We start from the raw sequence: 14141 nt of genomic DNA on the forward strand, positions 1-14141 counted from the left end.
TAAGATGATAAAAAATACGGAGGTGAGAACAGGAATGGAGCGGGCAAAGCCGGATGAGATCCTGAGGCAGATGGAGAAAGAAGAGCAGAAGGAAAGCAGAGGCCATTTGAAAATATTTTTTGGATACGCTGCCGGAGTGGGAAAGACCTATGCGATGCTGAAAGCCGCACATGCCGCAAAAAGAAGAGGGATAGACGTGGTGGCCGGCTATATCGAGCCTCATACCAGACCCCGCACGATGCAGCTTTTAAATGGCTTGGAGACAATTCCTCCGCTGGTCTTGTCTTATAAAGGGATCACCGTAAAGGAATTTGATCTGGATGCCGCGATCGCCCGGCATCCAAAGCTGATTCTGGTAGATGAACTGGCCCATACTAACGCCCAGGGGAGCAGGCATGCGAAGCGGTACCAGGATATCGAGGAGATTCTGAATGCCGGGATAGATGTTTACACCACCGTGAATGTTCAGCATATAGAGAGCCTCAACGATATTGTGGCTTCCATAACCGGGATTATGGTGCAGGAGAGGATTCCGGATAAAATATTTGATGATGCCAGTCAGGTCGAGCTGGTAGATATCGAACCGGAAGATTTGATTAACCGTCTGGAGGAAGGGGAGGTCTATAAGCCCACACAGGCAAAAAAGGCGCTACACCATTTTTTCACAATTGAAAATCTGACAGCGCTCAGGGAGATTGCCCTTCGCCGGAGCGCTGACCGGGTGAATAAGCTCTCAGAACTGGCGAAACAGTCGGGCGGAGGAGATTATTATACCGATGAACATATCCTGGTCTGTCTCTCCGCGTCTCCGTCCAATACGAAGATCATCCGGACTGCTGCCAGGATGGCCAGGGCATTCAAGGGAAGCTTGACAGCCATCTTCGTGGAAACTCCCAGATTTCGGGGCGCTTCCCCGGAGGATAAGAAAAGGCTCCGAGAGCATATCCATCTGGCGGAACAGCTGGGGGGAAAGGTAGAGACTGTATACGGGGAAGACGTGGCTCTTCAGATAGCGGAATACGCGAAGCTGTCCGGCGCATCCAAGATCGTGCTGGGACGGAGTAATACACAGAAAAGATTCCTGATATCCAGGCAATCCTTTACGGAGAGACTGACAGAACTTGCGCCAAATCTGGATATCTATATCATTCCCGACAAGGCGATGCCCAGATACCGGAAACTGGCGGTGAAAAAAACAAGGAACCGTTTTTCCCTGGCAGACGTTACAAAGACGATCGTCATACTTGTGCTGTCTTCCCTGGTGGGCATGGTCTTCCATCAAATAGGTTTTAATGATTCCAATATCATTATGGTATATATTTTGGGAGTGCTGTTTGCGGCGATCGTGACCACGGGACGCATATACAGTATTGCCCTGTCTCTGGTCAGCGTGCTGGTGTTTAACTTCCTGTTCACCACGCCTAAATTTACCTTTCAGGCATATGGCCCGGAATATCCCGTGACCTTTCTGGTGATGTTTCTCACGGCTTTTGTGACCAGTTCCCTGACGACGAAGATAAAGAGGCAGGCGGTCCAGTCGGCGGGCATGGCCTACCGGACACAGATTCTTCTGGATACGAATCAGCTGCTTCAGCAGCAGAAGAATACAGACGGCATCATAGAGGTAACGGCCAGTCAGCTAACAAAGCTGCTTCATCGGGACATCGTCTTTTATCCGTCTGAGGAGGGCGATCTAAAGCAGCCGGTCTGGTATCCAAAGGATCCCGGCGTCACCGCACAGGAAGCGGAAGTCGCGCCCAAAAAGGAATATCTTCTGGAGAATGAGCAGGCGGTCGCCGCGTGGGTGTTTAAAAACAATAAACGGGCAGGAGCCGGCACCGATACGCTGGGAAATGCCCGGTATATGTATCTGGCGGTCCGAAGTGCCAATGATGTGTACGGCGTGGTGGGCATCGATATGTATGGGGATCCGCTCAGCTCCTTTGAAAACAGTCTGCTGCTTTCTATACTGGGGGAGTGTGCCCTGGCCCTTGAGAAGGACTTATACGGGAGAAAACGGGAAGAGGCGGCGGCTCAGGCCAAAAATGAGCAGCTGCGCGCCAATCTTCTCCGTTCCATTTCCCACGATCTGCGGACGCCGCTGACCAGCATATCCGGAAATGCCGGCGTCCTGCTGGGAAACGGCGGCAGACTGGATGAAAGTAAGAAAAACCAGCTGTATACTGATATTTATGATGATTCCATGTGGCTGATCAATCTAGTGGAGAACCTGCTGTCCGTGACCAGGATTGAAGACGGCACCATGCACCTTAACCTGGAGACAGAGCTTTTGGAGGAGGTCATTACAGAGGCCAGGCGCCATGTCAACAGAAAGAGTGTGGAGCATGAGATCAAAGTGGTACAGAAGGACGAATTCATCCTGGCCAAAATGGATGCCCGCCTGATCGTGCAGGTAGTGATCAACCTGATCGACAATGCCATTAAGTATACACCGCCCGGTTCGAGGATTGTCATCACGGTGGCGAAGGCCGGAAGGATGGCAGTCGTGGAGGTGGCGGACAACGGACCGGGAATCGACGATGATATGAAGGATAAGATATTTGAAATGTTTTATACGGCCAATAATGGGATTGCGGACAGCAGAAGGAGTCTGGGGCTTGGCCTGGCTCTGTGCAAATCCATTATTACGGCCCACGGAGGGACCATAACCGTAAGGGACAATGAACCCCGCGGCACCATATTCCAATTCACCCTGCCATCAGAGGAGGCTATGTTGCATGAATAAGCCATTGATATTAATTGTAGAAGACGATACGGCGGTAAAGAATCTGATATCTACCACGCTGGAGATGCAGAATTATAAATTTCATACGGCGGAGACGGGACAGCAGGCCGTGATGGCGGCGGCTTCCCAGAATCCGGATGTGATGCTCCTGGATCTTGGGCTCCCGGATATGGACGGAGTGGAGATTATCAAGAAGGTAAGAAGCTGGTCCAATATGCCGATCATAGTCATCAGCGCCCGGAGCGAAGACAGGGATAAGATTGACGCGCTGGATGCCGGGGCAGATGACTATCTGACAAAGCCGTTTTCTGTGGAGGAGCTTCTGGCCAGACTTCGGGTGACGCTCCGCCGCCTGAGTTATATGCAGTCCTCAAAGGCCGCCGACGAGGTGATATTTGTCAATGGGGATCTGAGAATCGACTATTCCGCCGGCTGCGCCTACATGGAGGAGAAGGAGCTGCATCTGACGCCCATTGAATATAAACTCCTGTGCCTGCTTGCGAAAAATGTGGGCAAGGTCCTGACTCATACGTATATAACCAGAGAGGTATGGGGAAGCGCCTGGGAGAATGACGTGGCGTCTCTGAGAGTGTTCATGGCCACACTGCGTAAAAAGATCGAGACAGACCCGGCCCAGCCGAAATATATCCAAACCCATGTTGGCGTAGGTTATCGGATGCTGAGAATAGAATAGAGAAATAAAACGGGCAGCCATATGGCTGCCTGTTTTATATAATAGGGGGTGTAATACAATACCCGGTTATGGGTATTATAAGCAAAATAGAAGAGGTACTGTTATACAATACCCTGCGAATGCATGGCGTCAGCAATCTTCTTAAAAGCAGCGATGTTGGCGCCGATCACATAATTGTCCTCGTAGCCGTAATCTTTTGCCGCGCCGCTGATCTGAGCATATATATTTACCATGATCTCTTTCAGTCTGGAATCTGTCTTTTCAAAAGACCAGTAAAGACGTTCGCTGTTCTGGGTCATCTCCAGGGCGGAGGTGGTGACGCCTCCCGCGTTGGACGCTTTGCCCGGCAGGAAAAACATATCGCTTTCCAATACGTAATCAGTGGCTTCCTGGGTGACAGGCATATTAGCGCCTTCACAGATGGCAAAACAGCCGTTTTCTTTCAGAGTTTTAGCGTCTGAAAGGGTCAGCTCATTCTGTGTCGCGCAGGGAAGAGCAATATCACATGGAACGTTCCAGATTCCCCTGCCCTCGGTATACTTTGCGGAAGGGACCTCATCCACGTATTCTTTAATCCGTCCTCTGCGCTTTTCCTTGATATCTTTAACGATATCGATGCGGATGCCCCTGGGATCATAAACAAAGCCGCTGGAATCGCTCAGTGCGACCACCTTCGCTCCAAAATGCTGAGCGCGCTCGGTCGCGTAAATGGCCACGTTGCCAGAGCCGGATACAATGACGGTTTTTCCGCTCATGGTCATTTCATGATTCCGCAGCATCTCCTCGGTAATATACACGAGGCCGTAGCCTGTGGATTCTTTCCGGACCAGAGAACCGCCGAAGGTCAGCCCCTTTCCTGTGAGAACGCCTTCATAACGCCCTGTAAGGCGCTTATACTGACCATACAAGTAGCCGACTTCTCTGCCTCCCACGCCGATATCTCCGGCAGGGACGTCCGTATTGGCTCCGATATGACGGTAAAGCTCATTCATGAAGCTCTGGCAGAAAGCCATCACCTCACGGTCAGATTTGCCCTTGGGGTCAAAGTCGGCCCCGCCTTTGCCGCCGCCGATCGGAAGGTCGGTGAGTGCGTTTTTAAAGATTTGTTCAAAACCCAGGAATTTTACAATACCCTGGTTCACGGAAGGATGAAAACGGAGTCCTCCTTTGTAAGGACCGATGGCACTGGAGAACTGGACGCGATAGCCGCGGTTCACCTGTACCTGTCCCTTGTCGTCTACCCAGGGGACACGGAATGACACAACACGTTCCGGTTCAATAAGCCGCTCCAGAATAGCGTCTTTCCGGTACATTGCCTCGTCCTCATCGATTACCGGGCGAAGAGAATCGAGTACCTCGCGTACCGCCTGGTGGAATTCCGGTTCACCAGGGTTTTTGTCGATTGCACGGGCAATCATTTCATCTACATATGACATATTTCTCCTCCAGGACATAAAATAGTACGAAAAAGGAGCCAAAACAAACAAGCAACCGCCTGCTGTTATGACTCCATTGTCCTTTTTTTAATATAACACTCCCAACTGTATAAGTCAATTGGAATGGCACCGGCAAATCAATTTTCGGCAAATTCGCCAAAAAAATCCTGGTTGAAGAGTTCTTTTATTTTATTTAAATCAGTAGTTTGCCCTAATATCCACATCAACTTGGCAAACGCAGCTTCGGTAGTCATGGTGCCGGCGGAGAGCACACCCGCTTTGGATGCTTCTACACCCACGTCATATACGGTCAGATCACAGCCGTCGTGGATGCACTGGGTGGTAACAGCCACTGGGATTTCCCTTTTGATCAGGGCTTTAATGGGCGGAAGCAGATTTCTGCGTGTGTTCGGTATCCCTCCCAGTCCAAAGGCTTCCAGCACCACGGCCCGGTATCCCAGCTGCGGTATGGCCTCCAGCAGTTCCGGCTTCATGCCGGGGACCAGCTTCAGAAGCAGGACATTGGGGTTGAAGTTATCGTTAAGTGTCAGGGATTTCCTGGAGGGGAGGGCCGGCTCTCTGTTTAAGATCACCTTTCCGTCTTTGATGGCTCCTTCCGGCTCCCGGTTTATACTTTCAAAAGCGTGAAGCCCAAGGGAACTGGTCTTCCGGGCATGGCAGCCGTGGATGATGATTCCGTCAAAGACAAGGTACACTCCGGCAAGCCGTCCATCTGCGGCTGCGCGGAAAGCATCGAGGATATTGCGCTTGCCGTCTGTGTTCGGCTCTCCGATGGGTATCTGGGAGCCAGTAAGGATTACCGGCTTGTTGAGATTCTGCAGCATAAAGGAGAGCGCAGCGGCAGTGTATGCCATGGTATCGGTGCCGTGGGTAATGACTACGCCGTCAAAGATGGAAAGGCCTGCAAAGACGGCCTGTGCGATGGAAGCCCACTCTTCCGGCTGGATGTTGGTGCTGTCCAGACTAAGAAGTTCTTTATAGTGGATCTCACAAAGACCGTTCAGTTCCGGAATCAGACGTACCATGGATGCGCCGTCTATCTGAGGAGAGAGACCGTTTTCCGTTGGGGAAGAGGCGATGGTGCCGCCTGTGGAGAGGAGTAAGACCTTCTTCATGAAAACCCTTCTTTCTATTCATATTGAGAAAAGTATAACATAAATCAGCCGGCTTTGACAGGGGCGCATATTTATTTCATGGTTTGTTCATAAGAATTTTATAATAGAAGTAAAATTCTTACTGACAGACGGTGAATACGGAAAGAAACCCTTGAAAAAATAAAACTCCTGGTATATAATAAGGGGCAACGATGAAATAAGAATAGAAAAACGCGGTGAGGAAAGCTAAGGCATGTGACGTCCTTTCAGAGAGCTGGTGGTTGGTGTGAACCGGCAGGGCAGCAGGCCCGTCCACTTTCGGAGCGGTTGGCGATGAGTCAAAAGGCCGGTGGCCTTTATACCACCAATGAGAGGCTGGCCGCGGAAGGCCGGCAAAATGGGTGGCAGCGCGGAAACCTTTCGTCCCTGATATGGGATGGGAGGTTATTTTTATTCTATAGGAAATAAAAAAGGAGGGATTATTATGATAGACATTAAATTTTTAAGGGAAAATCCGGAAGCAGTAAAGGAAAACATCAAAAAGAAATTCCAGGACAGGAAGCTGGCGCTGGTGGATGAAGTGATTGCTTTAGATAAGGAAAACAGAGAAATCAAGCAGGAGGTTGAAAGCCTCCGTGCCAGCCGGAACCGCTTTTCCAAAGAGATCGGTGCGCTGATGAAGCAGGGTAAGAAGGAAGAGGCAGAAAAGATCAAGGCTCAGGTAAATGCCAATGCCGCCCGGGTTGAGGAGCTGTCGGCGCGGGAGCGTGATGTCGAGGAGGCCATTCAGAAGAATATGATGACCATCCCCAATATCATTGACCCGTCCGTACCCATCGGAAAAGATGATACGGAGAATGTGGAAGTGACCAAGTACGGTGAGCCGGTCGTGCCTGATTTTGAGATTCCCTACCATACAAAGATCATGGAGAGCTTTGGAGGGATTGACCTGGAAAGCGCAGGACGGGTGGCCGGAAATGGTTTCTATTATTTGATGGGCGATATCGCAAGGCTCCATTCTTCCATTTTGGCCTACGCGAGGGACTTCATGATCGCCAGAGGATTTACGTACTGCATACCGCCGTTCATGATCAGGAGCAATGTGGTGGCCGGCGTAATGAGCTTTGATGAGATGGATGCGATGATGTATAAGATTGAAGGAGAAGATCTGTATCTGATAGGCACCAGCGAACATTCCATGATCGGAAAGTTCATCGACACGGTATCTCCGGAAGAGAAGCTCCCTTATACGCTGACCAGCTATTCTCCCTGCTTCCGCAAGGAGAAGGGCGCCCACGGAATCGAAGAAAGAGGCGTGTACCGTATCCATCAGTTTGAAAAACAGGAGATGATCGTTGTATGCAGGCCGGAGGAAAGTCCCATGTGGTTCGAAAAGCTGTGGCAGAATACAGTGGACCTGTTCCGTTCCATGGATATTCCTGTCCGCACCCTGGAATGCTGTTCCGGCGATCTGGCAGATCTGAAAGTGAAATCCTATGATGTGGAGGCATGGTCTCCCAGGCAGCAGAAATATTTTGAAGTGGGGAGCTGCTCTAACCTGGGCGATGCGCAGGCGCGCCGCCTGAAAATCCGCGTAAACGGAAAAGACGGGAAATATTTTGCCCATACTTTGAATAATACAGTAGTAGCACCGCCTCGTATGCTGATTGCGTTTTTGGAGAATAATCTGAATGAGGACGGTACCGTGGATATTCCCGCGGTTATTCAGCCGTACATGGGCGGACAGACGAAGCTGGTGCCGAAGGAAGAGGGATGAAAATGTCTTGCCCGGAAGCGCCAGTGCCAATAAAAAGGAGATATCATGCATAAATATCTGCGGGCGATAGGGTTCAGTGAGTATACAAAAAAGCAGGATATTGAAAAGCTTTTGGAGCAGACTGTCCAGTGCCCCGGGGAGGCTCAGCTGGTTCAGCTGGATGATGGCGGGACAAGGGAACAGATTTATGCGGAAGTGGGAAACGGCATAGGCATCTCCGTCTGCGGAGAAATGAACGACCGGGATGTATTGGAAAGGGAATACTATTTTCCTTATCTGCGAAGCACCTGTATCACCACACAGGCGCCCTGTCAGGTTCAGCGCCATGCGGAAAAGGAATCCTATGCCGGTATCTGTGAGGAATACCGGCTGGGTGTATCTTTGATTTTTTATCTTCAGAATGGAATGGAATATGTGAAGAGGCGTCAGGATAAGTTCCACAGCTCACAGATATCGTCAGTTATGCTGTCGGCGCTTTCCATCCATGGAAGGATTTTGCTGCCGGTCCAGAAGACCGAAAAGCAGAAGGAGAAGATCAAGGTAGCATCTGAAAACAGGAGCAGCCTGCTGGAAGCGGCGAGGAAAGGTGATTCGGAGGCCATGGATTCCCTGGCTCTGGAGGATATCGATCTGTATGCCGCCATCTCAGGCCGGGTCCGCAATGAGGATGTCTATTCCATAGTGGACTCCTGTTTCATGCCCTTTGGCGTGGAATGTGACCAATATTCGATTCTGGGAGAAATTTTAGAGGTGGAAATCGTCACAAATAGGTGGACAAATGAGGAAATTTATGTTTTAATGGTAGAGTGCAACGACATTATGTTCCAGGTGGGCATCAATAAGCAGGACCTGCTTGGCGAGCCGGTGGTGGGACGTAGGTTTAAGGGGCCTGTATGGCTTCAGGGCCAGGTGAATTTTCTGGATTAAACTGTGTGTCACTGGTTGCACCGTTTTATTGCTAAGTCTCCGTAGCTCAGCAGGATAGAGCGACCGCCTCCTAAGCGGTAGGCCGGAGGTTCAAATCCTCTCGGGGACGCCAGAAATTCCGCCGAAAACTTTGTGGATCAAAGTTTTCGGCGTTTTTTGATGAAGGATGGCGGACTGAATCGTCGAATAATCGGAGTGATAAAATATGCTGAAGGTTGTGATCTGCGATGACAACATAAAAGATCTAGTGAGTAAGGAAAAAAGCTGATTAGGTTTCAAGCGCTTTATCAGCAGGAGCGGATCTTCTCTCTGCCCCATTCTAAAATAATGTACGTAGAAAATAAAGTCAGGGCGCTTCATATACACCTGACGGACGGCAGAGTCATGAAAAGCCTGTACATCAGGACGTGGTTTGCCGATGAGATCGGTGACCTTGCGGCGTATTTTTTTTGTTCATAGCGCTGAAATATACGAAAAAGAAGTCTTTGGCCATATGCGCAGCTGCGGCAGGCGGCAGGTATCATAATGGTATTCAGAATAAAATGGAATAAGGGCTGAAAATGTGTCCCTTATGGCCGGCTGGTGTAAAATCCAGCCGGCTGTTTTGTATTGTCATATTTATTAAGATATATGTAGCATATAATTGACATAATGGAAAATATATTGTAATATATTTTCAGTAGCATATCATTTTACGATTAAGGGATTTTATATGTATTTCTAAATGACTGGGGGTATGAACATGGCAAGAAATATTGCGATAAAGGTTGCCAGGGCTGAGAAGGATATGACCCAGACCGCACTGGCCGCGGCGGTCGGAATATCGCGCCAGACGATGAATGCCATCGAGCAGGGAGAATATAATCCGACCATAAGGCTTTGCCGCGCGATCTGTAAAGTGCTGGGAAAAACTTTGGATGAACTGTTTGGGGAGGATGACAGGTATGAACAATAAGTATGATGAAAAACAGCAGATGGACCGTGGAAAAGGTTTTCAATATGGTTTTATAGCAGCCATAGCCGTAGACGCGCTGATTTATTTGGCAGAGGATGCCATGGGAATAAAGATAAGCGGTTTTGCGTCCTTTCTGATTCAGGTCTGGACTCCGCTGACAGTATGCATGCTGACTTTTATCATCAAAGATGCCATGAATGGCATCCGGGAACAGACAGGCAGGATATTAGCTGTTAGTTACGGAGCTTGCGGATTTTTTATGCTGTGCCTGGCTGCAGCGCATATCATCAGCGGAAAAGAGGCCCTTCTCAGCAACGGAGTCATAACAGAAGAAGTGGGACATTTATATATTGCAGTCTGCATGATTGCCGCCAGTATCACATATTGGGTCAGGCAGAGGCTGAACCAAAAGAAATATGACGAAGAATGATAAACCACAAAGACCGCTGAGAAGTCTAGTCTGCGAGGAGTGATTCTATTTCTGCTTTAATTTTTTGTATAGGAGTGGTAGGTTCGAACCGCGACTGGATTTCGCCGTCCCTGCCAATCAGAAACTTTGTAAAGTTCCATTTTATATCGCCATTTTCCTTGTAATCAGGCGCTTCTTTTTCCAGAATCTCATCCAGACGTCCGGCGAGGGGATGGCTTGGGTCAAATCCTTTGAATTCCGTATGAGTGGTCAGATAATGATAGAGTGGTGAGGCATTCGGGCCGTTCACATCGATTTTTGCCATGACCGGAAATGTAACTCCATAGGTAAGGCTGCAGAAGGACTGTATGCTGTCATCAGAGCCAGGCTCCTGACCATGAAATTGATTGCAGGGGAATGCCAGTATCTGAACCCCATGGTCTTTATAGGACTGGTATAACTTTTCCAGTTCTTCGTATTGCGGGGTGAAGCCGCATTTGCTGGCTGTATTCACGATGAGCAGGATTTGCCCTTCATAGCAGGAAAGAGGGACAGTTTTTCTGTCAGCAGCTTTTACAGTGAAATCATAAATGTTCATGGTATCATCCTTTCAAAACAAAGAGAATAAACAAGATTCATTTTAGTATTAGAAAAAACGGAGAAATTATGCGAATAGCATGAGAACAAAAAAAGAAAAGAATCCTTCCGGAGCCCTTTTAAACGAGTGATGGAAATGGAAAATAAACGGCATGACACTTTATAGGCTGCATGCCTCCAGCCTTTGGACCAGCAACTGCCTGATTTCTTCCGGGGAGGACAGAGGACAATCTTTTCCCGTCAGATAAATAAACGCATCCCGCCATTCCTCGGCACTGTACGTGTTTACCTCATAAGATTCTAATAAATGAATCAGCTTCTGCGTCTGAGTATAGATTATTTTATTCAGATCCGATATGTACATGCAGTTCATGTTTGCTGCCAGTGATTCCAACAGGCCTAATTTATTTTCTTTTTCCATCTGCAGTCAACCCCTATAATTTATAAAGTATTTCTAAGTACACCTTCGTATACGTGAAAGTACACCACAAAACACTTGTGATTCTATAAGAAAAAAGGTATAATTTATATTAATTTCCACCATATAATGACAAATAATGATAGTCTTTATAAGTGTAATTTTACAAACTTTTATAAAATATTGCAAGTCAGAGTTTCAAAACCTTGATATATTTAAAAAAGCTGCTTCTGCTGATATGTAAATGTGCCAGAGCTTCCGCTTCTGTCAGCTCTTTCCGTTTCCATTTTCGGACAGTCTGTGTGAAGTCGTCCGGCAGCGCCAGGGGGAGTTTTCCGAACCGGACGCCGCGGGCTTTAGCCGCACGGATTCCTTCCATCTGTCTTTGATGGATGTTCTCACGTTCCGAATGGGCGCAGAAACTGAGCACCTGAAGTACCAGGTCTGCGATAAAGGTGCCCAGGATATCTTTACTCCGGGTAGTATCCAGCAGCGGCATATCGATAATCTTGATGTCGGTTCCCTTTTCTTTTGTTATCAGATGCCATTGTTCGATGATTTCATCATAATTGCGCCCCAGACGGTCTATGGATTTAATGATCAGCAGATCGTCTTTTTTTATGCGCCTTAGTAGTTTTTTGTACGCCGGACGGTTGAAATCCTTGCCGCTTTGTTTGTCAATGTAAAGATTTCGCTTTGGAATTTGATACTCGGATAAGGCGATCAGCTGCCGGTCCGTATGCTGATCCTTGGTAGACACACGTACATAGCCATATGTATTCATGCAGAATTCTCCTGTATCTGAAATTGCCGAACAGAAGGCCGCAGAAAAACGGCGCTGGAAGCCTGCACGCCGCTTTCGGACATTTTTTCCATTCTATCATAAAACCTCACATATATTAGTTGGAAAATATTGGTAATTTTTGTAAGCTGGTTAATATGGATTAGAAAGCCTATGTCGTTTTATCGGAGGCATGGTATAATGAGAAGAGAATGAAGAGACTAAGACCGGATAAGCTGCAGAAGGAGTGATCATATGGGAGAATTATCGAAGCTTCCCAATATTGGAAGGATAGTAGAGGAACAATTGGAGGAGGTGGGAATCACCACCTGTGAACAGCTTAAAGAAACAGGGAGCAAGGAAGCATGGCTGAAGATCAGGGCCATTGATAGCTCTGCCTGCATAAACCGGCTGCTCGGCCTGGAGGGTGCCATTCGTGGAATCAAAAAAAACCAGCTTCCGGAAGACGTGAAGCTGGAATTGAAAGAATTTTACCGGAAGATCAATGATTAGATACAGAGATGTCTTCATAGACACAGACGGCGTTCTTTTGATTCTTGGCCTTATATAAGGCTGCATCCGCGTTTTTGATCAACTGGGTGGAGGCTGTCCCCGGTATGCAGTGGGTGAGACCGAAGCTGACAGTCAGCGGCGGAATATCCGCAACGTTTTTTGCAGAAGTCAGACGGTCCTGAATCTTGGAGCAGACATTGATGGCGGCTTCCATGGTATGATCTTTGAACAAAAGGCTGAATTCATCCCCGCCGTACCGAAAGGCGGTCACATCGGGAGGGCATTGGTCCAGGATGGCTCCGATAAACTTAAGGCATTTGTCCCCCATAACGTGCCCCATGGTATCATTGACGGCCTTAAAGTCATCCAGGTCTGCCATTGCAAAAATATAGATACTGCCTGAAGTATCACTGAGTGCGGTACAGAGTGCGGTCTGAAGCGCAGAACGGTTGTACAGGCCGGTCATATGGTCACGGAGAAGCTTTTGCTGCAGATGGAACCGCTCCAGCTCTTTATTGATGCTGACGGTGTTCTTTTCCCTCAGAAACCGGATGATGATCAGGGAGACAAGGTAAAAGCACAGCAGCACGTACAGAGAAAGAATAAAATTGGCCAGCAAAAGCTCGTCATGAAAAATGGATATTTTGTCGGGATCCCATGAAATAAAGCATTCCGAAATTATTTCTGCACCCAGAGAAAAAGCCGCAGTGACAGAGGTCAGCCGGTAGCTGGCATAGATCAAGGTCAATAAAATGGGAATGGCGAAGATTAGATAAAGGGATGTAAAAATATTATGTATGGAAAAAACAATAAAGCAGTTTACCACAAAGGTAAGTGACAGTACATATTGTCTGGAAGAGACAGACAGCCGGCGCAGGCGGAGGGCTGTAAATCCGGAGATGATACAAAGAACGTTCAGCGTCACAGGAATCAGAATATATTTCAGCACATAAACGGATACGCTGACACTGATTTGTTCCATAGAACTTAAAATATAGAACATGATGATTTCCATGACGACGGAAAAGGACGCCAGTCCTACAATGATCTTGAAATGCAGATGAAGCCATTTTTCATTTATCTTCCGGTATTCTTCTCGTATAGCTTGAATGTTGCTGTCAACGGACATGCCGGAACTCTCCTTTAATGTGAAAAACTTTTATGTTTTACAGTATACTACAAGGAAGCGGAATAAGCAAAGAAAAAAGACAGGAAGCAGGATTGCTTCGGCCATGGCAAAAAGTATACAGGAACCCGGCGGGGGGCTTGTGACAGTTTCTGATCTATGATAGAATGAATCGTAATGCTGGAAGATGAACAGAGATAGGAGGGAAGTGCGGTGGAGGAAATGCATACGCATACCCATATTCATATAGGGGAAGACGGACAAGTCATTGAGCATGCTCATGGAGAGGGAGAGCGCGGTCATCATAATCATGGGCATACCCATACAAACACGAAGGCGGTACTTAATCGCCTGAGCCGTGCCATCGGCCATTTGGAATCCATAAAACGGATGGTGGAGGAAGGAAGAGACTGCAGTGAGGTGCTGATACAGCTGTCAGCGGTTAAATCAGCGATCAATAATACCGGAAAAGTAATCCTGCAGGATCATATCGAGCATTGTATTGTAGATGCAGTGGAATCAGGGGACCATGAAGCCCTGGAAGAACTCAGCAAAGCCATTGACCGTTTTGTGAAATAAATCGGAAGACCGTTGGAAAAGCCCGGTTGGGTGCCTCGTGACAGGCGTCCATCCGGGCTTTTTGCAGT

Annotated in this window: 14 protein-coding genes and 1 tRNA gene; 9 read left to right on the plus strand and 6 right to left on the minus strand. The window is 48.1% G+C overall.

What is annotated here, in order from left to right:
• Positions 1–34: 34 nt before the first annotated feature.
• Positions 35–2746, plus strand: coding sequence for a sensor histidine kinase (locus tag LQE92_RS11740; RefSeq protein ID WP_231063147.1), 2712 nt, complete (start codon positions 35–37; stop codon positions 2744–2746).
• Positions 2739–3440 (plus strand): response regulator, encoded by a 702-nt coding sequence (locus tag LQE92_RS11745; protein ID WP_231063148.1) that lies wholly within the window; start codon positions 2739–2741, stop codon positions 3438–3440. Before LQE92_RS11740 ends, LQE92_RS11745 begins: the two co-directional genes overlap by 8 nt.
• Positions 3441–3541: 101 nt before the next feature.
• Here the strand turns inward: LQE92_RS11745 and gdhA are convergent, their stop codons facing one another.
• Together gdhA and LQE92_RS11755 are read right to left on the minus strand one after the other, a co-directional pair.
• Positions 3542–4876 carry an NADP-specific glutamate dehydrogenase gene (gene gdhA / locus LQE92_RS11750; RefSeq protein ID WP_231063149.1) on the minus strand — a complete coding sequence of 445 codons (1335 nt, stop codon included), beginning with the start codon at positions 4874–4876 and terminating at the stop codon, positions 3542–3544.
• A 137-nt stretch (positions 4877–5013) separates the two neighbouring features.
• Positions 5014–6012 (minus strand): asparaginase, encoded by a 999-nt coding sequence (locus LQE92_RS11755; RefSeq protein ID WP_231063150.1) that lies wholly within the window; start codon positions 6010–6012, stop codon positions 5014–5016.
• Positions 6013–6475: 463 nt separating this feature from the next.
• Between LQE92_RS11755 and serS the strand changes: the two genes are divergently transcribed.
• The 5 genes from serS (at position 6476) to LQE92_RS11780 (ending at position 10080) form a co-directional block, all read left to right on the plus strand.
• The gene (gene serS, locus LQE92_RS11760; protein WP_231063151.1) at positions 6476–7768 is read left to right on the plus strand and encodes a serine--tRNA ligase; all 1293 of its coding nucleotides are present in this window, start codon (positions 6476–6478) and stop codon (positions 7766–7768) included.
• 45 nt (positions 7769–7813) lie between these two features.
• Entirely contained in the window at positions 7814–8695 is an 882-nt protein-coding gene (locus LQE92_RS11765) for a DUF3881 family protein (RefSeq protein ID WP_231063152.1), read from the plus strand.
• A 35-nt stretch (positions 8696–8730) separates the two neighbouring features.
• A tRNA-Arg gene (locus LQE92_RS11770) sits at positions 8731–8807 on the plus strand.
• A 630-nt stretch (positions 8808–9437) separates the two neighbouring features.
• Complete coding sequence (locus tag LQE92_RS11775) at positions 9438–9650, plus strand: helix-turn-helix transcriptional regulator (protein WP_147597546.1); 213 nt, start codon at positions 9438–9440, stop codon at positions 9648–9650.
• Positions 9640–10080, plus strand: a complete 441-nt coding sequence (locus LQE92_RS11780; protein WP_231063153.1) for a hypothetical protein — start codon at positions 9640–9642, stop codon at positions 10078–10080. Before LQE92_RS11775 ends, LQE92_RS11780 begins: the two co-directional genes overlap by 11 nt.
• 25 nt (positions 10081–10105) lie before the next feature.
• Here the strand turns inward: LQE92_RS11780 and LQE92_RS11785 are convergent, their stop codons facing one another.
• The 3 genes from LQE92_RS11785 to LQE92_RS11795 all read right to left on the minus strand — a co-directional run bounded on the left by LQE92_RS11785 (position 10106) and on the right by LQE92_RS11795 (position 11858).
• Entirely contained in the window at positions 10106–10657 is a 552-nt protein-coding gene (locus LQE92_RS11785) for a glutathione peroxidase (RefSeq protein ID WP_231063154.1), read from the minus strand.
• 159 nt (positions 10658–10816) lie between these two features.
• Positions 10817–11077, minus strand: coding sequence for a hypothetical protein (locus tag LQE92_RS11790; RefSeq protein WP_231063155.1), 261 nt, complete (start codon positions 11075–11077; stop codon positions 10817–10819).
• A gap of 187 nt (positions 11078–11264) precedes the next feature.
• Positions 11265–11858, minus strand: a complete 594-nt coding sequence (locus LQE92_RS11795) for a recombinase family protein (protein ID WP_231063156.1) — start codon at positions 11856–11858, stop codon at positions 11265–11267.
• 252 nt (positions 11859–12110) lie between these two features.
• Here LQE92_RS11795 and LQE92_RS11800 point away from each other — a divergent pair, with 252 nt between their 5' ends.
• Positions 12111–12368, plus strand: a complete 258-nt coding sequence (locus tag LQE92_RS11800) for a TfoX/Sxy family protein (RefSeq protein ID WP_231063157.1) — start codon at positions 12111–12113, stop codon at positions 12366–12368.
• Here the strand turns inward: LQE92_RS11800 and LQE92_RS11805 are convergent.
• Positions 12358–13497 carry a GGDEF domain-containing protein gene (locus LQE92_RS11805; protein ID WP_231063158.1) on the minus strand — a complete coding sequence of 380 codons (1140 nt, stop codon included), beginning with the start codon at positions 13495–13497 and terminating at the stop codon, positions 12358–12360. The two genes, LQE92_RS11800 and LQE92_RS11805, sit on opposite strands and share 11 nt — an antisense overlap.
• A 219-nt stretch (positions 13498–13716) precedes the next feature.
• Between LQE92_RS11805 and LQE92_RS11810 the strand changes: the two genes are divergently transcribed.
• The gene (locus LQE92_RS11810; protein WP_231063226.1) at positions 13717–14073 is read left to right on the plus strand and encodes a metal-sensing transcriptional repressor; all 357 of its coding nucleotides are present in this window, start codon (positions 13717–13719) and stop codon (positions 14071–14073) included.
• Positions 14074–14141: the final 68 nt, after the last annotated feature.

The organism is Lientehia hominis, from assembly GCF_021044755.1.
Lineage (GTDB): Bacteria > Bacillota > Clostridia > Lachnospirales > Lachnospiraceae > Lientehia > Lientehia hominis.

What these genes read in the sequence shown, in the direction of transcription:
- LQE92_RS11755 (WP_231063150.1), bottom strand. Translation starts at nt 6,012, where the DNA reads ATGAAGAAGGTCTTACTCCTCTCCACAGGCGGCACCATCGCCTCTTCC.
- LQE92_RS11780 (WP_231063153.1), top strand. Translation starts at nt 9,640, where the DNA reads ATGAACAATAAGTATGATGAAAAACAGCAGATGGACCGTGGAAAAGGT.
- LQE92_RS11775 (WP_147597546.1), top strand. Translation starts at nt 9,438, where the DNA reads ATGGCAAGAAATATTGCGATAAAGGTTGCCAGGGCTGAGAAGGATATG.
- LQE92_RS11785 (WP_231063154.1), bottom strand. Translation starts at nt 10,657, where the DNA reads ATGAACATTTATGATTTCACTGTAAAAGCTGCTGACAGAAAAACTGTC.
- serS (WP_231063151.1), top strand. Translation starts at nt 6,476, where the DNA reads ATGATAGACATTAAATTTTTAAGGGAAAATCCGGAAGCAGTAAAGGAA.
- LQE92_RS11765 (WP_231063152.1), top strand. Translation starts at nt 7,814, where the DNA reads ATGCATAAATATCTGCGGGCGATAGGGTTCAGTGAGTATACAAAAAAG.
- LQE92_RS11790 (WP_231063155.1), bottom strand. Translation starts at nt 11,077, where the DNA reads ATGGAAAAAGAAAATAAATTAGGCCTGTTGGAATCACTGGCAGCAAAC.
- LQE92_RS11795 (WP_231063156.1), bottom strand. Translation starts at nt 11,858, where the DNA reads ATGAATACATATGGCTATGTACGTGTGTCTACCAAGGATCAGCATACG.
- LQE92_RS11810 (WP_231063226.1), top strand. Translation starts at nt 13,717, where the DNA reads ATGCATACGCATACCCATATTCATATAGGGGAAGACGGACAAGTCATT.
- LQE92_RS11745 (WP_231063148.1), top strand. Translation starts at nt 2,739, where the DNA reads ATGAATAAGCCATTGATATTAATTGTAGAAGACGATACGGCGGTAAAG.
- LQE92_RS11740 (WP_231063147.1), top strand. Translation starts at nt 35, where the DNA reads ATGGAGCGGGCAAAGCCGGATGAGATCCTGAGGCAGATGGAGAAAGAA.
- LQE92_RS11800 (WP_231063157.1), top strand. Translation starts at nt 12,111, where the DNA reads ATGGGAGAATTATCGAAGCTTCCCAATATTGGAAGGATAGTAGAGGAA.
- LQE92_RS11805 (WP_231063158.1), bottom strand. Translation starts at nt 13,497, where the DNA reads ATGTCCGTTGACAGCAACATTCAAGCTATACGAGAAGAATACCGGAAG.
- gdhA (WP_231063149.1), bottom strand. Translation starts at nt 4,876, where the DNA reads ATGTCATATGTAGATGAAATGATTGCCCGTGCAATCGACAAAAACCCT.